Raw genomic sequence first — 21784 nt, forward strand, 5'->3', positions numbered from 1 at the left:
AGATAGACCTCTCCTGCAAAGTCATTCCCATAGACATTGGCTATCACGCCGTTTATCACCACACCTGCTTCCTGAAGATTGTTGATCACCCTCCCTTTAACCAGCAGAGGTGATTTATTCACTGTGGAGCCATCTGCAGGAGATGTAATCTGCAACTGAATCTGACGGAGGATATCTACATTGATATTTTCCTCTGCCTGATTGCCTGCCCCATCTGTGGCCCTCGCCGTTAGGGTATGCACCCCCGCAGCAATGGCCATTGTATCAAGTTCAAAGGTGTAAGGAAATGTAGAAGAAGTAGCATGGACCTGGCCGTCCACAAAAAGACTTACACTTGAAATACCGGACTGGTTGTCTGTGGCACCAACCGTGATAGTTATAACGCCGCTGACCTGATCCCCTGATGCAGGGGATGTAATTGATACCAGAGGTTGGAGCAGGTCCAGGAGGACATTTCTTGTGATACTGTTTTTATTTCCCGCCTTATCCGCTGCCTCAAAGAAGAGGATGTTCGGACCGGGGCTTAAGGAGACTGTCCCGCTGAAACTTGTGCCCGCAATTGTGAGGGGCTGGGGCAGACCACTGTTCACTGATACTGTAACGCTCCCTATATTTTGATCTGTGATCGTCCCGGACACACTTATGTTTATCGTATTTATAACTATGCCTTCTATGGGACCTGTAATATTGATCTGAGGTGGAACCGTATCCAGGATAATCCGGTGAGAACGACTTGAGGAATTATTTGCCGGGTCTCTGGCAGTAATCAGGATATTGTTTATCCCTTCCACCAGGTTTACAGTAACTTCAAAGGTACCGTTTATATTGGGAATTAACGGGCCTGACCAGCCAAGTCGTAAAATGGCCTCAGGATCATCCACAGTCCCCTGAATCGTTACAGGTGTGGTATTAAGTACAGCCCCATAGGGAGGGTTTGTGATCACGATATTGGGTTTGACAGTATCCCGGATAAAGGTGACTGTGGCGCTCCTCTGGTTTCCCTGACCATCGGCAGCCGTTGCAGTGAAGGGATGGATACCATCGGCCTGTGGGATGTTCACATAGGCCCAGAAGAAATTCCCCTCCCTCATACCGTAAAACACCGCACCTGTATCATAGACCAGTTCTCCATCGGGAAGGAGTACCCCATTTAGAGTAACTGCAATGGCGCTCACATCCATAAGGCCTGTTACAAATCCATAATACTTGCCATATGCCTGCGGGCTGCAATCTTCGCCTGGCGGGTGTGGACTCTGCTCCCGGAAAGGTTCAGCACATAGTATAATTTCAGGACCCACAGGGACTGTCTGAAGATATACCTGTATTGCATCCTGTGATTGGTTTTCACAGGAGTCGCCTGATATCACTGTCAGGGTATTTTCACCCTCCTGCAGGGTGATGCCCTCAACAGTAAATGCCCCGTTAGGGGCAACCGTGGCAACAATCCCGTTAACTGTCACAGAGGCCGAGGGGTCATCTACCACTCCACTTACCGTAATAGGGCTGGAGGTAAAGATAGCCCCATTGGAAGGGCTGGTAATAGTCACGTCCGGCGGGATATTATCATAACCTGTCATCTCAAGAGATAGCTGGTCTCCTGGTGCCCCATTCAGTTCCACACCTATGATGTTTACTGCCTGAGGAGAAACGGTGTGAGAAAGCCCGCTGACCTGTTCATTAAACTGAGAGGGATCAAAGACCACCTGGTTATTTAATGTTACATTGACAGAATCAACGCGGTGAGTGCCGCTGGTATCCCCATTAATAATATTCAGGGTAAAGGGACCCACCATCTGAGGGTTTAATGGAAAGGTGACATCTTCCTTGACAGGCTTTCCCGTTGCCCTGATAAATGTATGGGGGCCAAAGGCACGGCAGGTATCCCCTGTGAGGCGGTAGACTTCAATAGTTATAAATGCGCCTGGTGCACTACGCAGTCTCACCTCAAGATTGTTTCCCCCTGATACGGGGCTAATCTGGCGCATTACTTCTGAGACCTGCCGGCTTAATTCTGAGGGTCTTAAGACCTCCTGGCCATTGAGCTTAACTATAGCGCTTGCCACCCTGTGTGTCCCTTCACCCGTTCCATTGATTATGCGTAAGAAAAACTGGCCGGCAGGATCGGAAATGTTAAAAGGTATGCCCTCTGTTTGAGGTATCCCCTTTTCCCTGATCACATTGAGTGGGCCAAGAACGCGCTCGCCACTTACTGCAGTATCCTGCATCGAAAGCCAGGTTTGTACTGTATCCCCTGAGGGTCGCAGGAGTAGTTGCTCTGGGGCATATTCGGCAATCAACAGGGGTTCGTTTGAAGGCTCATCCTGATAGTAGATCATAAGTGTCCGGTAAAAGGCGGCGGAGGGTATGGGTTCTGCTGAGAAATCAAAACTGATCAGGGCAGGTGAAGACTGGCTTAGTCCCTGAATGGAGAGGGGTTGAGAGACGGTAGAATAAAAGGTCTTGCCTCCTTCTGCCGGAGGTAGTTTATACCTGACAAGCGCCCAGACCTCTCCCGGCCCTATAGCAATATTCTCAGGCGCTTTAACCTTAGCCTGGGCATGGGTTATGCTCCCGTCATAGGCTGGAAGAAGAATGGAATAACGATCTGTTGCATCAAAAGGGTCAGAGGAGACGACCAGTGCGCCGGCAGGTGCAACCATAGTAAAAAGAGGTATCAGAAACAAAAGGATAAGGATTAGGAAGGATTTCTTTGGCATGGTATTTCTCCATCATTGGGTTTGAGTTCAGCTATGATAATAGCCTGATAGATGGAAATTCGTGGTGTAAACTCTGCTTGGATGGTATGTTGGCGTAATTGGCAGGGATTGTCAAGCAAAACATGTCCAGTGAAAAAACGGGTTACATCAGCTCTCCGGTTGACGTTCAAGAATGCCCCAGTTGCAAGGAAGGACTTGAAAATTGAACTGAGGCGTACTGTGTTGTACGTTGAAGCTCAATTTTTAAGTCCTGACGCCGCAAATGGGGTATTATTGGACGTCAACCGTCAACTATACGCACCATCGTATGGCTTCAAACTCCTCCGTCGGCACCTCAAACGAAAGATATCCGGTTTTGGGCCACCTCTCCAGCTCTTCATCACCCCGGGATACAACCACTACCAACTGCACTTCCTCGTTTTCAACTGCCTTAATCATTTTAAATGGGATAGCGATCTCAATGATCTCATCTGCTGCAACCTTGTCAATATCCTGCACTTTCTTCCAGTGACCCTTTTCATCTTTTTCATATTGGGTAGCAAAAACCTTACCTGCCCGGGAAGTGCCAATTTCAATCCGGCTGACATGCGGCTTAATAATCTGGATATTAAAGGTAATTCTACCTGAATCAGCGGTTGATATGAGATTGACCAATGAATCAAGTCGCATGAATAGATTATTCAGGTCAAAACCATAATAAATTCCATACAGGATATTGTCTACCTGGTGCATCGCCCCGCCTGTAGCCCTCGTGTCATAAACACCTGCAGGTAGCCATTCATAATAACTTGTAACCTTGCCATCAATAACCGGTTTGAGAAATGCCACCAGTTCCCGTGTAAGCTTGCGCTCCCGCTCCCCTTTCAATAATGGAATCTTAAAATGCTCAGGCGCATCTTTTCCGAGTATCTTATACACTCCCATAAGTTGAGACCTGAAGAGCTCATCAAACTTGTCATCCATTCCGGAATTGTGCTCTTCTCCAAACCACCAGCACCAGTCGCTCCCCTCCGCAATGTACATCTTTTCCCACGCCTCTGCGATCTTGTCCTTTTCAAGGGCTTCATCCTTTTTTATTGATTCCACGAGGAAGTCTCTTGTCTCCTTAACAAGATCCCATGCGGAATTATCCTCTTCATGCCCTATCCATATCTTAAAATTGTGATTTATCCATGAGCCAGGGAACAACCTCCCCATATCCCGCGCCTGTGGCTGGTCAGCCAGATAGTCACTCACCCTGACGGTCTTAAATGCACTCTCCCTGCTCAACCTTTCATAAAGGCATGACAGAAAATCATGGCCGTCGTTCTTATAGTGCTCCCAGGCATTTTCTCCATCAAGTATTATGGAAACCAAATGGTCGCCGTCATGAGATTCCACACCCTTTCTGATCCGGTGCAGGCGTGCAATAAGGTCATCAACAGCCTTACTGCTGTCCCACTTGGAATATACAAAACCAATAAGGTCCGATATCTGGTGGTCTCTGAATATCATTGATAACCTGTGTCCCTGTTTATCTATAGTGTACGGTTTATACAGGGCCTCAGGTACGGGGTCCTCGTCCGAAAGCCCCCTCTGGAACTGGATGTCAAGTGACCTTGCCAGTATCTCTTCATCTGTTGCAATCCATTTTATCCCTGCCCTTCCCAGTAAAGGAATAATATCCTCACTCACAGAACCCTCGGACGGCCACATACCCTGCGGAGGTGAACCAAATATACGGGAGTGGTATGAAACTGCATTTTCAATTTGTGCCTTTGCATCCTCCGGGTGCCTGAACCTTTTTTGGGGAAGCGCGATGCCTGGTATGGCAACCTTTGCAATATCCGTATCACACAGTAAGGGGAGGATTGGATGATAATACGGGGACGCGGTAACCTCAATCTGTCCCCTTTCCATCATCTTTTTATATTCCGGGATAATCATCCGCATGACATCAATCTGTTTTTTTATCAGCTCAGACTTCTCTTTTTCAGAAAAATCCCTCCCCTTTTGAATAAGGGCCTTCAGAAAAGGATCATAGTCTTTAAACATTGGATCAAACCATGCAAGATTAAACCAGACCTGCAGGTCCAGAAAATCCTGAGTGGTGAAACGGCGGCATGCCCTCTCAAGTGCCTGTGCATTTGGAGAATATCCCCTTTTCTCAAGGATATCTCTGTAACGCGGGTAAACAAACAGCATATTATCCCACTGAAGTGAGAAAAAATTTGTCAGTATGAAAGTCTTGTCCTTAGGGGAAAGTTCTGAGGCAGGTTTGAGCGTAAGGTCCATATACTCATCAGTGGCGCCGCTATCAGTATATTTCAAAATCTGCTCTACCAATGAGGGTACCATGTTTACTGTCTGATGAATTTCAGGAAAATTTTCCAGGCGCGCCACCATATCATAATAGTCTTTGATGCCATGAAGGCGTACCCATGGCATCACAAACTTATCAGTCATAGGGTCCAGATAATAGGGCTGGTGCATGTGCCAGAGAAAGGCTATGTGAAGCGGCCTGTCTCTCATCTCCCGCCGCCTTTCTTGTCTTTATCTTCAAATCTGTAAATAATTTCTCCTTCTTTTGCGAGGCCCAGCTTTTCTCTTGCAAATGCCTCAATATAATCAGGGTCAGTTTTGAGTGATTTTACTTCCCCGCGTAATTTACTGTTCTCTTCCTTAAGACGCTTAATGTCTGCACTAACCCTTTTAAATTCACCCCTCATCTTAATGTATTTAATGAAACCAATGTCATAAAAAAGGAAAGAGATGATAATATATATGGAAACTGCTCCTGCAATTCCAAAAAACGCCCACTTTTTTTGTTTATTTGTCAGGTTTAGATTTCCCGCAAATCTTTTCATACCTTGAAAGCCCGTCTGCCCCTGAATATGGCAGTCTCTCCGAGTTCATCCTCTATCCTGATAAGCTGATTATACTTGGCCAGCCTGTCAGTCCTTGACAGAGACCCTGTCTTTATCTGTCCGGCATTGCACGCAACTGACAGATCGGCAATTGTCGTATCCTCAGTCTCTCCGGAACGATGAGAAATCACTGCTGTATACCCTGCCCTTTTTGCCATCTCAACAGACTCAATCGTTTCTGTCAATGTCCCTATCTGATTAACCTTGACGAGAATAGAATTCCCTACCCCCTGCTTTATACCCTTTTCCAGCAATTTTACATTGGTAACAAAGATGTCATCTCCTACGAGCTGGACCCTGTTGCCGAGCCTTGACGTCATTTGTTTCCAGCCTTCCCAGTCATCCTCTGAAAGGCCGTCTTCAATTGATATAATTGGATATTTCTTAATCAGACCTTCATAATAAGAGATCATATCACCGGACGTGCGTCCCTCTTTCCCCTCACCCTTTAAGTAATACTTACCCTTCTTATAAAACTCACTTGATGCTGAATCCAGTGCAATAAATATATCACTGCCAGGCCTGTAGCCTGCCTTTTCAATAGCCTTGATTATCAACTGTATCGCCTCTTCATTGGATGAGAGGTTCGGGGCAAAACCTCCTTCATCGCCTGTTGAGGTATTGTATCCCTTATCATGGAGAATGCCCTTGAGTGAGTGAAAAACCTCAGCCCCCATCCTTATCGCATCCCTCACATTGTCAGTGCCAACAGGGACGATCATGAACTCCTGAAGGTCAAGGTTATTGTCAGCATGTTTTCCACCGTTTAATATATTCATCAGCGGTACAGGCAACTCCCTTGCATTAACACCTCCGATATAACGGTAAAGCGGGAGGCCGGTGTCCTCTGCTGCGGCACGGGCCACTGCCAGGGATACCCCCAGTATTGCATTTGCCCCAAGCTTTCCCTTGTTGTCTGTACCATCGAGTTCCAGCATAATCGTGTCTATTAAAACCTGCTCTGCAACATCAATGGACAGGATCTCAGGACCGATCTTTTCCATGATGTTAGTTACCGCCTTTTGGACCCCCTTCCCAAGATAGCGTTTCTTGTCCCCGTCTCTCAGCTCCAGCGCTTCTTTCTTGCCTGTGGATGCCCCGGATGGAACCGCTGCCCTGCCAAGGATCCCGTTCTCCAGTACAATGTCTACTTCAACAGTAGGATTTCCGCGTGAATCAAGTATTTCCCTTGCATACACATCAATTATTTCACTCATTCAAACATCTCCTTTCGTTTCATCCGAAAATGCTCCTAAGTACCTGTCATTCTCACGGAACCTGTCCCCGCATGATTTAAGCGGGGAGTGGGAATCCAGAACCAGTCCACTGGTCTGGATTCCCGCTTGCGCGGGAATGACGTTTTCATGACCATTTGTGAGCCCTGAGCTGTGAGCGTGCCGAACAGTCGAAGGGTTCATGACGGTTCACATAAAAATGTCCTCTAATCCTGCCGATCCGTTGCATGGGGATTCATCCACCACGTCAAGCCGGCCATACCTGTAGTGAGTCTACCGAACTAAAGGCCGGCGCTACCTGCTAAGTTTCTTCACTAACATTTCATTCACCTTGGCTGGATTTGCCTTTCCGCCTGACAGCTTCATCACCTGTCCAACAAAAAAACCAATCAGCTTGTCTTTTCCACCCCGGAATGCCTCCACTTCTTTTGGGTTTTCAGATATGACCTGTGCTATCAGCCTCTCTATTTCACCTTCATCTGATACCTGCACAAGCCCTTTATCTTTCACTATGGCCTCAGGGTCTTTCCCTGTTTTGTACATCTCTTCAAAAATGGTCTTGGCTATCTTACCGCTTATCACACCCTCATCTATCATCTTTATCATCCCCGCCAGGTGTTGCGGCCTTATCAGGCAATCATCAATGTCTGTCCCGGAGAGTTTCAACTCCCTCAAAAGATCTCCCATTATCCAGTTGCTTACAGCTTTGGGACTGCGGTAATTCTTCACACACTCTTCAAAAAAGTTTGCAAGGGCCTTTGATGATGTAAGCACCTGTGCATCGTATTCCGGTATATCATAATCATGCACAAATCTAACCCTCTTGTCATCCGGCAATTCAGGCAGTTTCTTCCTGATCTCCTCCTGCCATTCTTCAGAAACCTCCAGTGGGACAAGATCAGGCTCTGGGAAATATCTGTAATCGTGAGCCTCTTCTTTTGACCTCATGGAAACAGTAATCCCCCTGCCTGAATCCCACAACCTTGTCTCCTGGACGATCTTGCCGCCGCCTTCAACAACACCTGTCTGCCTCTCTATCTCATACTCAAGGGCCTTTTGCACGAATCTGAAGGAGTTCATATTCTTCACTTCCGCTTTTATGCCAAATGCCTTCTCCCCTGCAGGCCTTATTGAAACATTGGCGTCACAACGAAAACTACCTTCCTCCATATTCCCGTCACATATTTCAAGGTAACGGACTATCTCTCGCAGCTTCCTCAGATAACTGACGGCATCTTCAGGTGTGCGTATGTCAGGCTCGCTCACTATCTCTATGAGCGGAACACCTGCGCGGTTTAAGTCAACAAGACTCGAGTCAGCGGAGCCATCATGGATGGACTTGCCTGCATCCTCTTCCATATGTATCCTTGTCAGACCAATCTTTTTTACAGCCCCGTCCGATTCAATATCAACATAACCACCGGTTGACAACGGGAGTTCATACTGGGAAATCTGATAGCCCTTGGGAAGGTCTGGGTAGAAATAGTTTTTCCTCGCAAAACGGCAGTAAGGCGCGATCCTGCTGTGTGTTGCAATGGCCATCTTAACGGCAAAATTAACGGCTTCCCTGTTCAGCACAGGAAGCACGCCAGGGAGGCCGAGGCATACAGGGCATGTCTGCGTATTAGGCAGCGCACCAAACTTCGTACTGCAGCCGCAGAATATCTTGGATTTCGTCCGCAGCTGGGCATGGACCTCAAGCCCTATGACTGCTTCGTATTGCAATTTCACTCTAAAATACTCCTAAGTACCCGTCATTCCCACGGAACCTGTCCCCGCAGGATTTAAGCGGGGAGTGGGAATCCAGAACCAGGCCCCGGTCTGGATTCCCGCTTCCGCGGGAATGACGTTTTCATGACCCCTTGTGAGCCCTGAGCTGTGAGCGTGCCGAACAGTCGAAGGGCTCATGACGATTCACCTGAAAATCCCCCGGAATCACTCATTGCTCATTGCTTTGAACTCATTGCTCTCATTTTATGCCACGCAGTTGCCTGTTCATAGGCATAAGCGACCTGCAAGACCCTTTCTTCATCAAAGTGCCTGCCAAGTATCTGCAGGCCTACCGGCAAATTGTTCTCTGTAAAACCGCAGGGAATGGATATAGCCGGAATCCCTGCAAGGTTTGCTGAGATCGTAAATATGTCAGACAGGTACATCTGAAGAGGGTCATCGGACCTCTCCCCAATCTTAAATGCTGGTGTGGGAGAAGTAGGCGTCAGTATTGCATCAACCTTTTCAAATGCCTTATCAAAGTCACCCTTGATAAGCGTTCGCACCTGCTGTGCCTTTTTGTAATAGGCGTCGTAATAGCCGGCGCTGAGGACGTAGGTGCCGAGCATTATCCTCCTCTTTACCTCAGGCCCGAATCCTTCATCTCTCGTCTTCATGTACATATCAATCAGGCTGCCGGCATCCTTCGTCCTGTAACCATATTTTGCGCCGTCATAACGGGCAAGGTTAGAGCTTGCCTCGGCTGTAGCAATAATATAATAAGTTGCAACCGCATATTCTGTATGCGGGAGAGAAATTTCTTCAATGACAGCGCCAAGCTGTTCATACACCCTTATTGCCTCACGCACAGACCTGTCAACTGACGGATCCATTCCGCTGATAAAATACTCCCGCGGAATGCCGAGTTTGAAGCCCTTTATATCCCTCCCAAGCAGGGCCGGATAATCCGGCACAGGAAGCTCCGCAGAAGTGGAATCAGACTTGTCATGACCACTTATCGCCTTTAACATTATTGCACAGTCGGTTACATCTTTAGTCAGCGGACCAATCTGGTCAAGTGATGATGCAAATGCGACAAGACCGTAGCGGGATACCCGGCCATACGTTGGTTTCAGACCAACCACACCGCACAGTGCGGCAGGCTGACGTATAGACCCCCCTGTGTCTGAACCAAGGGCTGCGATGCACTCACCCGCAGCAACGGCTGCAGCAGAACCGCCGCTTGAACCACCGGGGACCCTTGAAATATCCCACGGATTCCTCGTGGCCCTGTAAGATGAGTTCTCAGTGGATGAGCCCATGGCAAACTCATCCATATTGGTCATCCCTGTATGAACATACCCCCGGGTCTTAAGCCTCTCAATAACATCAGCAGTATACGGAGGACGAAAATCCTGAAGGATCCTGGATGCGCAGGTCGTCTGAAGTCCCTCAACACACATATTATCTTTTATTGCAACAGGTATTCCAGTGAGGACAGGAAAGTCCGCCTTTTCCCGGATAAGCCGGTCAGAGGTTGCAGCCTGCTGAAACGCCCCGTCAGCATATAAGGCTACATACGCACGGACCTCATCCTCGACAGCGTCAATGCGGGAGAAAACAGATTCCGCTATCTCTCTTGCCGTCACCTCTTTTTTCTTCAGGAGGCCGTTCAATCCATGTATCGTAAGGTTATATATCTCCAAGTCTGACAATCCTGTTTTTATCATCCACAATTATTATCTTTGGCTTAAATAATTTCAGTTCCTCCTCGCTGTATGATTCATAGCAGAATATGACGATCTTATCACCTACGAGCCCTTTTCTCGCAGTTGGACCGTTGAGGCAGACCTGACCGCTCCCAGCCGGGCCGGGTATTACATAAGTTTCAAACCGTTCCCCATTATGAAGATTTGACACCATAACCTGTTCATATGGAAGCATGCCTGCCGCCTGTATCAGATCCTGATCAATTGTTATACTCCCTTCATAGGATAAGTTAGCTTCAGTGACAGTCGCCCTGTGGATCTTTGACCTTAACATCACCCTAAACACACTTTACCTCCTTAGCTATTCTATAACCTTAGGCACCCGGAAAAATTCCTCTGTCCTGTCCGGGGCATTTCCAAGAACCTTTTCCCTGTCAAGGGATGTCCGTACAATATCCTCCCGAAGGACATTTTTTACAGGCAGGACGTGTGATGTTGGATCAACATTTTTTGTATCAAGCTCATTCAGCTTCTCCACATATGTCAGTATATTGCTCAACTGGGTGGCAAGGACTTCTATCTCCTCATCCCTTAAGGCCAGCCTTGCCAGTTTGGCAACGTGCTCCACTTCCCTGCGTGTTATTTTCATAATGATGTAAGATTGGCGAATTTCACGGCAAGCTGCTTTGAGCCCACCGAATTAAACTTCACTATAACCTTTTCTTCTTCTCCGAGCCCTTCAGATTTCTCAACGACACCAGCACCCCACAGATGATGGTTCACGCGGTCGCCAGCCTTGAATCTACCCCTCTCCCAGGCGACCCTCGTGACAGCGGCAGCCTCACGGCCAACCGGCTTATTATACATGGACGCACTGTCATTTTCTATCCTTATTTTTGCATGTCCCCTGATGTCCCTGACGAATCTCGACTCTGTCCTGTCCATCAGCTGGCCGAAGACATTTCTCCTCTTTGCACCTGTAATATAGAGCTTTTCCCTTGCCCTTGTAATGCCTACATAGCATAACCTGCGCTCTTCCTCTATTGCCTCAGTATTGTCCATGCTCCCTGCATGGGGGAGCATCCCCTCTTCAAGCCCTGTAATAAATACAACCGGAAATTCGAGGCCCTTTGCGCTGTGAAGGGTCATCAGCGCCACATTATCCGATGACCCGGGCTCAGGATCATCCGAACTCCCAAAGAGGCTCGCCTCATCCAGGAAGCCGCAGATATCCATCCCTGGCATCCTTTCTTCATATCTTTTTACAGCAGCAAGCAGTTCCATGACATTTTCAATACGGTCTTCGCCCTTTTCATCCCTCTTCAGTGCATCGAGGTATCCGGTTTGTTCAAACAGAGACTTCACAAATTCAGAAGGAGACTGTTCACAAACAAGCATCCTGAGCCTTTCCATTATATTCGTAAACCCCTTCAGTTTGGGATTGTCAGCAGAGAGCGTTAGCACACCATCATACAACGGCACCTGATGCATATGGGAATATTCTTCAACAGACTTCAATGTCACTGCACCAATGCCCCGGTGAGGAACATTTATTATCCTCCTCAGATTGATATCATCTTCCGGGTGCAGGGATGCCCTGACATATGCCATTATGTCCTTTATCTCTTTCCTCTCATAGAATTTGAGACCGCCGACAATCATGTATGGCAGTCCCGACTCTATCATGATCTCTTCCAGTATCCTTGACTGGGCATTTGTACGGTAGAGGATGGCAAACTCCCTCCCCTTACGGCCGTTTTTTATCATTGATTTTATGCAGCGCGCCACATACTTCGCCTCTTCTCTCTCATCCTCAGTCCTGCGGTAATCAACAGGGTCACCGTCAGGATTCTCGGTCCATAATTTTTTGACGTGCCGGCCTGCATTCTTCTCAATAACAGTTCCGGCAATATTCAGGATAGAGCCGGTTGAACGATAGTTCTGTTCAAGCCTGATTACTGTTGCTGAGGGAAAGTCTGCCTCAAAACTCAGGATATTCTGCAGTTCTGCGCCGCGGAAACGGTAAATACTCTGATCATCATCTCCCACTACACACAAATTCTGATGTCTGTCCGTGAGGCTCCTGATCAGTTTATACTGCGCTGCATTTGTATCCTGATATTCATCAACAAGGATATAACTGAATGTCTCCTGGTATTTCCCGCGGATCTCTTCATTATTCTCAAAAAGTTCAACACACTTCATAATCAGGTCATCAAAATCCATTGCATGCCGGCCTGAGAGTTTTTCCTGATAGAGACTGTAGACCTTCAACACCTTGTCATCCATGCCAAAGCCTTTTGAGGTTTTTGCAAAGTCATCTATGGTGATAAGCCTGTTTTTCAGGTGTGAGATCCTGCCTGAAAGGGAATTCACCGGGTATATCTCATCATTAATGTTAAGTTCCTTTACACACTCCCTGACAAGGTCCGCCTGATCAGATTTATCGTAAATGTAAAAATCGTTCCTGAAGCCGAGTGCACTTCCATGCCTTCTCAACAGCCGAAGGCAGATGGAATGGAATGTGCCTATCCAGAGCCCGTTCATCCGGCTTGCAGCACCTGACCCAGCACCCCTGTTTACCGTATTGCTGACACCTGCTATGCGCTCCTTCATCTCATTAGCAGCCTTGTTGGTAAATGTTACAGCAAGGATGTTTGAGGGCGATACACCCTTATTGAAGATGAGATTGGCTATGCGGCAGGTTATGACACGGGTCTTGCCGCTGCCTGCACCGGCAAGTATAAGAAGCGGCCCTTCTGTATGTTCAACCGCCTTTTTCTGCGGAGGATTCAAATTATCAAGAAAGTCCATTTATTCTACCGTTACACTCTTGGCCAGATTCCTCGGCTGGTCTACATCACAGCCTCTGATAACGGCAATATGATATGCAAACAACTGAAGCGGAATCGCAAGAAGTACCGGCGTAAGCAAATGATCGAATTCCGGCATATAGAATACATGGTCAACCCTTCCGGCTATGTCCTGATCCCCTTCTGTTGCAAAGGCAATCACTTTGCCGCCCCTTGCCTTAACCTCCATTATATTGCTCAGAACCTTGTCATATACGCTGTTCCTGGGGATGAGGACGATCAAAGGCATCTGATCGTCTATGAGCGCTATAGGGCCATGCTTCATCTCGCCGGCAGGATAGCCCTCAGCATGAATATATGAGATTTCCTTTAACTTTAATGCCCCCTCCAGTGCAATCGGATAGTCCGCCCCCCTGCCAAGATACAGGAAGTCCTTATAATTAAAGTATGACCTGGCTATCTCTTCGATCACATCATTCTTTTCAAGCACCTTCTCAGCGAGATTAGGCAGGTGGGACAAGAGGTCCAGCCGGCGCATCCCTTCATCCTGCGTCATGACCCCCTTTGAACGGCCGAGATACAGGGCTAACAGGTACAGGGCGACAAGCTGTGCTGTAAAGGTCTTTGTTGCTGCAACGCCGATCTCCGGGCCTGTGTGGGTGTATATAACACCGTCCGATTCTCTTGCCGCAGTACTGCCGACGACATTGCATATTGCAAATGCCTTGCCCTTTTTACCTCTTGCCTCGCGAATCGCCGCCAGTGTATCTGCCGTCTCTCCTGACTGGGTAATGGCAATCAGCAGGCTGTTTTCATCAATGATGGGATCCCGGTACCTGAACTCAGATGCCACATCCACTTCAACAGGTATTCGAGCCATCTCCTCAATCATAAACTTCCCTGTAAGCGCCGCATGCCATGATGTGCCGCAGGCAACAATATAGATGCGATCCAGTCTCCTGATATCAGCCGCCGTCAGCCCTATCTCATCCAGGTAAACATTTCCGGTATCATGAGACAGCCTGCCACGTATGGTGTCTGTAATCGCCCTCGGCTGCTCATATATCTCTTTAAGCATAAAATGCTTATAGCCGCCCTTCTCTGCCATTACCGGATTCCACATCACCTTTGACAATTCCTTTTCTATGGGATTGCCATCAACATCAGTAATCTGAATACCCTCAGGTGTGAGGGTGATTATCTCCCTGTCATCGAGAAATATAACATCCCTCGTATGACTGAGTATTGCCGGTATGTCCGATGCAAGGAACGCCCCTCCGTGACTTAATCCTGCGACCAGCGGACAGCCGTTCCGTGCGCCAACAAGCACCTCAGGCTCCTCCTGACGGAAAACGGCAATTGCATAAGCCCCCTTTATCTCCCGGATGGACTCCTGAACAGCCTGTACGAGCGAAAGACCCTTTTTAACCTGCCTGTTAATAAGGTGTGCAATTACCTCTGTATCTGTTTCTGAAGAGAAGTGACACCCTTCGGAGACAAGCTCTTTTTTGAGTTGCGTATAATTCTCGATGATCCCGTTATGAACAACAACTATGTTTCCAACCCTGTGCGGATGGGCATTCTCTTCTGACGGGCGTCCGTGCGTCGCCCACCGGGTGTGTCCGATGCCGATTGTGCTGGACAACTTCTGCCCTGACAGGGCCATCTCAAGATTTATAAGCTTGCCAACGCACCTGCGCACACCAATCTTGCCATCCTGTATAAAGGCGATGCCTGCTGAGTCATAACCGCGATACTCAAGTCTCTTGAGGCCATCAATAAGTATAGGCACTACATCCTGATTGCCGATATAACCGATTATCCCGCACATAATGACCTCCTTTCACCTGAAAATGTTGCTATTCACCCGTCATTCCCACGGAACCTGTCCCCGCAGGATTTTTCACCCGTCATTCCCACGCAAGTGGGAATCCAGAACCAGGCCACGGTCTGGATTCCCGCTTACGCGGGAATGACATTTTCATGAACCCTGGTGAGCCCTGAGCTGTGAGCTTGTCGAACAGTCGAAGGGCTCATGACGGTTCACCTGAAAATGCTCCTATTCACCCGTCAGTCCCACAGAACCTGTCCCCGCAGGATTTTTCACCTGTCATTCCCACGCAAGTGGGAATCCAGAACCAGTCCACGGTCTGGATTCCCGCTTACGCGGGAATGACATTTTCACGAACCCTGGTGAGCCTGAGGCTCATGACTGTTCACCTGAAAATACCCACTCACAGTACTCATTTTTTCCTGCTTTTCTTGTTTTTCCTCTCCTCCACCCATCCTTCACGGTTCTCCTGCTCAACGCGGCTTATCGCAAGGGCGCCGGGCGGGACATCCTTTGTTACTGTTGCGCCCGCTGCCACAAAGGCGCCGTCGCCTATATTCACAGGCGCCACCAGCTGCACATCACTGCCGATAAATACGTCATTTCCAATAACTGTCTTGTTCTTTGACTGTCCGTCATAGTTGCAGGTTATTGTCCCTGCACCGATATTAACACCGCTGCCGATCTCGGCATCTCCGAGATAAGTAAGGTGGTTGGCCTTGGAACCATCCCCCATAACAGACTTCTTTAGTTCAACATAATTCCCGATCCTGACATTCCTCTCAAGGTTACAGCCTGGCCTCAGGTGGGCGAATGGACCAATCTGAGAGCTGTCTCCTACGGAGCTGTCTTCGATGACACAGGAGTCTTTTATTGTAACTGCAGCCCCTATCAGGCTATTGACTATCCTGTTATTGGAATAAATTATAGCCCCGTCTGCAATTGATGTATTGCCCTGAATAACCGTCCCGGGGTAGATTGTCACATCCTGTCCAATGCTGACATCCGCATCAATATATGTGCTTTCCGGATCAATGAAGGTGACACCGCCGAGCATATGCCTGCTGTTTATCCGTTTTCTCATTATACCCTCAGCCCGGGCAAGTTCAAGCCTGCTGTTTATACCCATTACCTCCTGTGAGTCATCTGTCTTGTATGCAGAAACCCTGAGCCGCTTCCTCAGGCCTGCCTCAATACTGTCTGTGAGATAAAACTCTTTCTGGGAATTATCCGCGCCGATTTCACAAATTACAGAGGTTAAGAGGGCGCTGTCAAAGGCATAAATTCCGGTGTTTACTTCCCTGATCCGTCTGATACTCTCATCAGCATCCCTGTCTTCAACTATCCTCGCTATAGAACCGTCAGAACTGCGGACGATCCTGCCATAACCTGACGGATCTGCAACCTCAGTAGTAAGCACTGTTAAAGACGCACCATCCTTTTCATGCACGGCAAGAAACCTGCTTACTGTCTCAGGCGTTATAAGGGGGACATCCCCGCACAATATTACCAGCGTCCCTTTGAAATCCTTCAGACGATCCATCCCTGCCCTGACAGCATCAGCAGTGCCATTCTGTTTAGCCTGTATGGCCATCTCCACATTCCTGCCGGCGACAGCATCCATCACCTTTTCAGACTGATGTCCCACAACCACGATAATCTTTCCTGATGAAATACTTTCAGCAACAATAACAGGGTAGAGGAACATAGGTTTGCCTGCAACACAATGAAGCACCTTGGCGACATTTGACTTCATCCTCTTGCCCAGCCCTGCGGCTAAAATAATTGTTGCTATGTTTTTTTCCATGGTCAGACCTTGACTCCGGCCTCTTTGGAATCCCGTGCACCTGACTGAGTAAACGCCCCTTCTGCATCAGGCCCCCTGACATCCTTCATATGGGGCGGTGTGTAAAGACCTCCTGAGATTATCATCTTCATCCCATCCTCAACACTCATGCTCAACTGTAAAATCCTGTTCTCAGGAACAAATACGAAATAGCCGGTAGTGGGATTCGGCGTTGTCGGGATAAAGACATTAACTACTGTTTCCCTGGTTAAATTCTGGACTTCCCCGCGGGTCACACCAGTGACAAACCCTATGGCATAAACACCATCCCTCGGAAACTCTACAAGGACAACACGATTAAACTGCTCCTTCCCCTGAAGCGACAGGGTATCAACAATGTGCTTGAATACTGTATAAATGCCCCTGACCAGCGGTACCTTGTTCATCGCCCGCTCCCACATGCTCATAACCTTTCTGCCGATGAAATTGGTCGTCAGAACCCCGACCAGAAAGATCAGTATGATAAGGGTAACTATACCCATCCCGGGTATGTAGTACCTTCCTATGTCTTTGAGAAAATTGCCGAGAAATCCTTCCAGGAAGCTCAGGAGCGTAGATAAAACAAGATAGGTACCCCATATGGGGGTAATCACCAGCAGCCCGGTAACGAAATATCTCTTAAGATGACCTTTCATTCTATTACGACATGATACAATATAAGGGCCAATGGTATCAAGTGATTTGTAAAACATGCGTCAACTGATAGATTGAATTTTATGCACCCTTACGTTATGATAGTTTGATGGAAGGAAGATTTATTACATTTGAGGGTATTGAAGGGTGCGGCAAGACCTCACAGGCCAAACTCCTGATCCGGTATCTGGAAGAAAAAGGCCATAATGTGCTGATGACAAGAGAACCCGGCGGCACGCCAATAAGTGAGGCGATCAGGGAAATACTGCTTTCCACCAGCTTCAGCAACATGACCCCGCATACTGAAGTCCTGTTGTACCTGGCCAGCAGGGCGCAACACGTATCTGAGGTAATCAGGCCCTCGTTAGAGGCAGGTAAAATTATAATATGTGACAGGTTCTCTGATTCCACATTTGTTTATCAATGCCTTGTGAGGGGGATAGACATCCGTATGATTGAGGCTATCAACAGTTTTGCAACTGAAGGGGTCTCTCCTCACATCACATTTGTTCTGGACGTTGACCCGGCAGAGGGATTGAGGCGCGCACGGTCCCGGAATCAGAAGAATATGAGGGAAGAGGACAGGATGGAAAGTGAATCCATGGATTTTCATCAAAGGGTAAGGGAAGGATACCTCAAATGGGCCATGGAATTTCCTGAGAGAATATTTGTCATCAGTTCGGACAGAGAAAAGGAGGCTGTACACCGGGAAATCGCGAAACTGGTTGATAAGGTGCTGGCACAATGAGTTTTGCGGAAATCAGAGGCCAGGACAGGGCAATCAATATCCTGAAGAGGGCCATATTAAATAGCCATGTAGCCCATTCCTATCTATTCCACGGCCCTGACGGCGTAGGGAAAAGAAAGACAGCCATAAATTTCGCCATGGCGCTCAATTGCGCTCAGGACAACGAAGACGCCTGCGGCCTGTGCACGTCTTGCAGAAAGATTTCATCAGGCATTCACCCGGACATTACGGTATTAGGCGGAGAAGAAGGAGAAATAAAAATCGGCTCTGTAAGGGATTTGATAAACGGGATGGCCTATAAACCAATCGAAGCACGAAAACGGGTCGTAGTTGCAGACGGCGCAGAGAGACTTAATCTATCTTCATCCAATGCCTTTCTTAAGACACTGGAAGAACCGCCGGCAGATACTGTAATAATCCTTATTAGTTCAAACCCTGACATGTTACTGCAGACAATATTGTCAAGATGTCAAAAGGTACCGTTTGCTCAAATCCCCCCTCATATTATTGCCGCCATATTGATGGAAAAGGCCGGAATTGAAAAGGAAGAGGCAGAATTTGCCGCCAATATGGCAAGCGGGAGTCCGGGTAAGGCAATGTCCCTGTCATCAGGGGATTTCCGTCATGCACGCCTGGAGGTCATTAACAGTTTATTTTTGACAGGAGAGGCAGGCAGGGAAGCTGTGTTTAATTTATCAGAGAAGTTTTCCAAAGATGAGGCATCTTTCTGTAACATGCTCTTCTGGGTATTAACCTGTCTCAGAGACATCATGATAATGAAGGAACAGGGGGAGACGGGGCTAATCATTAACAAAGACGTGGAAAACACCCTTTCGGAATTAAAAGACAGGATAAGCACAGAAAGACTTCTCAACACAATAGGACTGCTCAAATCTGCATATAGGGGGCAGGATCGTAATATGAACAGACAACTTGCGCTGGATGTGCTTTGCAATAATATAGCTGACGGCATGTTATTGGGGGCAGCAGGCAGCAAATAGCAGGTAAGAGGAAGGACAATGGAACAAACAACTGATATAGAAGAAAGACCGGTAAAGGGAGGTATAAAAATAATAGGGGTCAGAAACAGGGACCGCGGCATTATAATACATTATAATCCGATGGACGTTGTGGCCCGTGTGGGAGACTGCGTAATTACAGAGGGGGATTACGGTGAGGAGGCAGGACGCGTCGTGTCACCTCCGAGATATGTCCTTAAGGTACTCAATAACAAACCATTAAAGAAGGTGCTGCGGGTGGCAAGCACGGACGACCTGGCAAGGCTTGAGGCACAGGCAAAGATGGAGCAGGACGCCTTTTCATACTGCGCTGCACGCATCGCGGACAGGGGACTCCCCATGAAGCTGATTGACGTTGAATATTCCTTCAATGAAAGCAGGATATCCTTCTACTTTTCCGCTGACACCCGCGTGGACTTCCGGGAACTGGTAAAGGACCTTGCGTATAAATTCAATGCGAGGATTGAATTAAGACAGGTGGGGATCAGGGATGAGGCAAGGATGATCAGCGGCTTTGGCGCATGCGGAAGACCGCTATGCTGCGCAACATTCCTGAAGGACTTCGCTGCAGTATCTATAAAGATGGCAAGGGATCAGGACATTGTAATCAACCCTTCGAGGATATCAGGGATGTGCGGGAGGCTTATGTGCTGCATTGCCTATGAACATGGATTAAAGAAATGACGAAGGGCAGGTATATAACAACCCCCATCTATTATGTAAACGACGTCCCCCACATCGGTCACGCATACACAACAGTTGCCGCAGATGTCCTTGCAAGGTACTTTCGAATGTGCGGTCATAACGTCATGTTCCTTACAGGAACAGACGAGCATGGCCAGAAGGTTCAGGAGGCAGCGGCTAAACATGGCAAGACTCCTGAAGAATATGTCAATGAGCTCGTCACAAGGTTCAGGAAACTATGGACGTCACTGAATATATCCAATGACGATTTTATACGCACAACAGAGGAAAGGCATATAAGGGTTGTTCAGAAGACATTAGACCTGTTATTCAAAAAAGGAGATATTTATAAAGATACGTATGAGGGCTGGTATTGCCTGCCGGATGAACGTTTCTGGACAGAGAAGGACCTTGCGGACGGCAAGTGTCCAGATTGCGGCAGGGGTGTTGAAAAGATCGCAGAAAGCAACTATTTTTTCCGCATGGGCAAATATCAGCCATGGCTTACAGACTATATAAACAATCATCCCGACTACATCCAGCCTGCATCCCGAAGGAATGAAGTGCTTGGCTTTCTTCAGAACAGGCTTGGAGACCTCTGTATATCAAGGCCGAAGTCAAGGCTGTCGTGGGGTATACCACTCCCATTCGACAGTGACTATGTAACATATGTATGGTTTGATGCGCTCGTAAACTATATTTCCGCCCCCGGTTATCTCACTGATACGGAGAGATTCAATAAATGGTGGCCTGCTGACTTCCATTTGATCGGCAAGGACATCCTCACCACTCACTCTGTTTACTGGTCTACCATGCTGAAGGCACTGGATGCTGAACCCCCAAAGACCATCTTTGCCCATGGCTGGTGGACAGTAGATGGCGAGAAGATGTCAAAGAGCCGCGGGAATGTAGTAAACCCGTTCGACATAATAGGGGAATTTGGTGTTGATCAGTTCAGATATTTCCTGATGAGAGAGGTGACTTTCGGGCTCGATGGCGATTTCTCAAGGGATGCCATGATACGAAGGATCAACAGCGACCTTGCCAATGACCTGGGGAATCTCCTGAGCAGGACTATATCAATGATAGAGAAATATTTTGATGGCAAAATCCCACCGTCATCTGCAGCAGCAGAAGCGCCGGACAAGACTGTGATAGAAAGCGCAGAAGGGCTCTGTGAAAAGATCAGCGGGTTTATGGAGGGGCTTGAGTACAATAAGGCATTAAACGCTGTGTGGGCGGTTATAGGCACTGCCAACCGATATATTGATGAGTCCGCCCCGTGGGCGCTGGCAAAGGATGCCACAAAGAGGGACCGCCTGTCCTCTGTCCTCTATAATTCTGCAGAGGTGTTGCGTATAATCACACTCTACATCTATCCTTATATGCCTGAGGCAGCAGTAAAGATATGGAGGCAGCTCGGGATAGAGGATGATATTGCATCCGCCAGACTTGACACTGCGTGCAGGTGGGGTGGTCTCAGGACGGGATTGCATGTCAGCAGGTCAGGTGTTTTATTCGCCAGGATTGAGGCAGAGACCAAACGTGAGGGATTAAAAGTCATGAACGAAAAGACAGAAACCGCAGAAGAAAGACCGGAAGTCAGTGACACCATCTCTATTGAAGAGTTTGCAAAGATAAAACTCAGGGTTGGGAAGATAGTCAGCGCTGAGAGTGTTCCAAACTCAAAGAAGCTCATAAAGCTCCTGGTAGATATCGGAGATGAGAAGAGACAGCTGGTTGCAGGCATAGCGTTGCATTATAAACCTGAAGATTTAACAGGCAGGAGTGTTGTTATTGTTGCCAACCTCAAACCAGCCAAGCTAATGGGCATAGAGTCGCAGGGCATGGTTCTGGCAGCAAGCAGCGGTGAAACACTGACATTGCTTCAACCCGCACAGGATATTCAACCCGGCGCTGTAGTAAAGTAGCG

General features: G+C 47.9%; 16 protein-coding genes. 4 read left to right on the forward strand and 12 right to left on the reverse strand.

Annotated elements, in window-relative coordinates:
- The 12 genes from IT393_01680 to IT393_01735 all read right to left on the reverse strand — a co-directional run.
- A partial coding sequence (locus IT393_01680; protein ID MCC7201360.1) for a hypothetical protein occupies positions 1-2717 on the reverse strand: 2717 nt, incomplete at its 3' end.
- A gap of 291 nt (positions 2718-3008) precedes the next feature.
- The gene (locus tag IT393_01685) at positions 3009-5228 is read right to left on the reverse strand and encodes a hypothetical protein (protein MCC7201361.1); all 2220 of its coding nucleotides are present in this window, start codon (positions 5226-5228) and stop codon (positions 3009-3011) included.
- Entirely contained in the window at positions 5225-5563 is a 339-nt protein-coding gene (locus IT393_01690; GenBank protein ID MCC7201362.1) for a septum formation initiator family protein, read from the reverse strand. Before IT393_01690 ends, IT393_01685 begins: the two co-directional genes overlap by 4 nt.
- Positions 5560-6840: a phosphopyruvate hydratase gene (gene eno / locus IT393_01695; GenBank protein MCC7201363.1), complete on the reverse strand. Its 1281-nt coding sequence runs from the start codon at positions 6838-6840 to the stop codon at positions 5560-5562. The genes IT393_01690 and eno overlap by 4 nt, the downstream gene beginning before the upstream one ends.
- Positions 6841-7152: 312 nt before the next feature.
- A complete protein-coding gene (gene gatB, locus IT393_01700) occupies positions 7153-8583 on the reverse strand; it encodes an Asp-tRNA(Asn)/Glu-tRNA(Gln) amidotransferase subunit GatB (protein MCC7201364.1) in 1431 nt (476 codons plus the stop codon).
- Positions 8584-8804: 221 nt separating this feature from the next.
- Positions 8805-10274 (reverse strand): Asp-tRNA(Asn)/Glu-tRNA(Gln) amidotransferase subunit GatA, encoded by a 1470-nt coding sequence (gatA, locus tag IT393_01705; protein ID MCC7201365.1) that lies wholly within the window; start codon positions 10272-10274, stop codon positions 8805-8807.
- Positions 10261-10623, reverse strand: a complete 363-nt coding sequence (locus tag IT393_01710) for an aspartate 1-decarboxylase (protein MCC7201366.1) — start codon at positions 10621-10623, stop codon at positions 10261-10263. Before IT393_01710 ends, gatA begins: the two co-directional genes overlap by 14 nt.
- A gap of 15 nt (positions 10624-10638) precedes the next feature.
- Positions 10639-10926 carry an Asp-tRNA(Asn)/Glu-tRNA(Gln) amidotransferase subunit GatC gene (gene gatC / locus IT393_01715; GenBank protein ID MCC7201367.1) on the reverse strand — a complete coding sequence of 96 codons (288 nt, stop codon included), beginning with the start codon at positions 10924-10926 and terminating at the stop codon, positions 10639-10641.
- Positions 10923-13091 carry a UvrD-helicase domain-containing protein gene (locus tag IT393_01720; GenBank protein MCC7201368.1) on the reverse strand — a complete coding sequence of 723 codons (2169 nt, stop codon included), beginning with the start codon at positions 13089-13091 and terminating at the stop codon, positions 10923-10925. Before IT393_01720 ends, gatC begins: the two co-directional genes overlap by 4 nt.
- Positions 13092-14921 carry a glutamine--fructose-6-phosphate transaminase (isomerizing) gene (gene glmS / locus IT393_01725; GenBank protein MCC7201369.1) on the reverse strand — a complete coding sequence of 610 codons (1830 nt, stop codon included), beginning with the start codon at positions 14919-14921 and terminating at the stop codon, positions 13092-13094.
- A gap of 412 nt (positions 14922-15333) precedes the next feature.
- On the reverse strand, positions 15334-16728 hold the full coding sequence (gene glmU, locus IT393_01730; GenBank protein ID MCC7201370.1) for a bifunctional UDP-N-acetylglucosamine diphosphorylase/glucosamine-1-phosphate N-acetyltransferase GlmU: 1395 nt from the start codon (positions 16726-16728) through the stop codon (positions 15334-15336).
- A gap of 2 nt (positions 16729-16730) precedes the next feature.
- On the reverse strand, positions 16731-17402 hold the full coding sequence (locus tag IT393_01735) for a DUF502 domain-containing protein (GenBank protein ID MCC7201371.1): 672 nt from the start codon (positions 17400-17402) through the stop codon (positions 16731-16733).
- Positions 17403-17509: 107 nt separating this feature from the next.
- Here IT393_01735 and IT393_01740 point away from each other — a divergent pair, with 107 nt between their 5' ends.
- The 4 genes from IT393_01740 to metG are packed head-to-tail and all read left to right on the forward strand — an operon-like array spanning position 17510 to position 21782.
- Positions 17510-18148: a dTMP kinase gene (locus IT393_01740; GenBank protein MCC7201372.1), complete on the forward strand. Its 639-nt coding sequence runs from the start codon at positions 17510-17512 to the stop codon at positions 18146-18148.
- The gene (gene holB / locus IT393_01745) at positions 18145-19149 is read left to right on the forward strand and encodes a DNA polymerase III subunit delta' (GenBank protein MCC7201373.1); all 1005 of its coding nucleotides are present in this window, start codon (positions 18145-18147) and stop codon (positions 19147-19149) included. The genes IT393_01740 and holB overlap by 4 nt, the downstream gene beginning before the upstream one ends.
- 18 nt (positions 19150-19167) lie before the next feature.
- Positions 19168-19851, forward strand: a complete 684-nt coding sequence (locus IT393_01750) for a hypothetical protein (protein MCC7201374.1) — start codon at positions 19168-19170, stop codon at positions 19849-19851.
- Entirely contained in the window at positions 19848-21782 is a 1935-nt protein-coding gene (gene metG / locus IT393_01755) for a methionine--tRNA ligase (protein ID MCC7201375.1), read from the forward strand. Before IT393_01750 ends, metG begins: the two co-directional genes overlap by 4 nt.
- Positions 21783-21784: the final 2 nt, after the last annotated feature.

Source organism: Nitrospirota bacterium, from assembly GCA_020851375.1.
Classification (GTDB): domain Bacteria; phylum Nitrospirota; class 9FT-COMBO-42-15; order HDB-SIOI813; family HDB-SIOI813; genus RBG-16-43-11.

Coding starts and splice junctions, on each gene's coding strand:
- metG (MCC7201375.1), top strand. CDS start 19,848: ATGACGAAGGGCAGGTATATAACAACCCCCATCTATTATGTAAACGAC.
- IT393_01735 (MCC7201371.1), bottom strand. CDS start 17,402: ATGAAAGGTCATCTTAAGAGATATTTCGTTACCGGGCTGCTGGTGATT.
- IT393_01690 (MCC7201362.1), bottom strand. CDS start 5,563: ATGAAAAGATTTGCGGGAAATCTAAACCTGACAAATAAACAAAAAAAG.
- IT393_01685 (MCC7201361.1), bottom strand. CDS start 5,228: ATGAGAGACAGGCCGCTTCACATAGCCTTTCTCTGGCACATGCACCAG.
- gatC (MCC7201367.1), bottom strand. CDS start 10,926: ATGAAAATAACACGCAGGGAAGTGGAGCACGTTGCCAAACTGGCAAGG.
- IT393_01720 (MCC7201368.1), bottom strand. CDS start 13,091: ATGGACTTTCTTGATAATTTGAATCCTCCGCAGAAAAAGGCGGTTGAA.
- IT393_01740 (MCC7201372.1), top strand. CDS start 17,510: ATGGAAGGAAGATTTATTACATTTGAGGGTATTGAAGGGTGCGGCAAG.
- glmS (MCC7201369.1), bottom strand. CDS start 14,921: ATGTGCGGGATAATCGGTTATATCGGCAATCAGGATGTAGTGCCTATA.
- glmU (MCC7201370.1), bottom strand. CDS start 16,728: ATGGAAAAAAACATAGCAACAATTATTTTAGCCGCAGGGCTGGGCAAG.
- IT393_01750 (MCC7201374.1), top strand. CDS start 19,168: ATGGAACAAACAACTGATATAGAAGAAAGACCGGTAAAGGGAGGTATA.
- eno (MCC7201363.1), bottom strand. CDS start 6,840: ATGAGTGAAATAATTGATGTGTATGCAAGGGAAATACTTGATTCACGC.
- holB (MCC7201373.1), top strand. CDS start 18,145: ATGAGTTTTGCGGAAATCAGAGGCCAGGACAGGGCAATCAATATCCTG.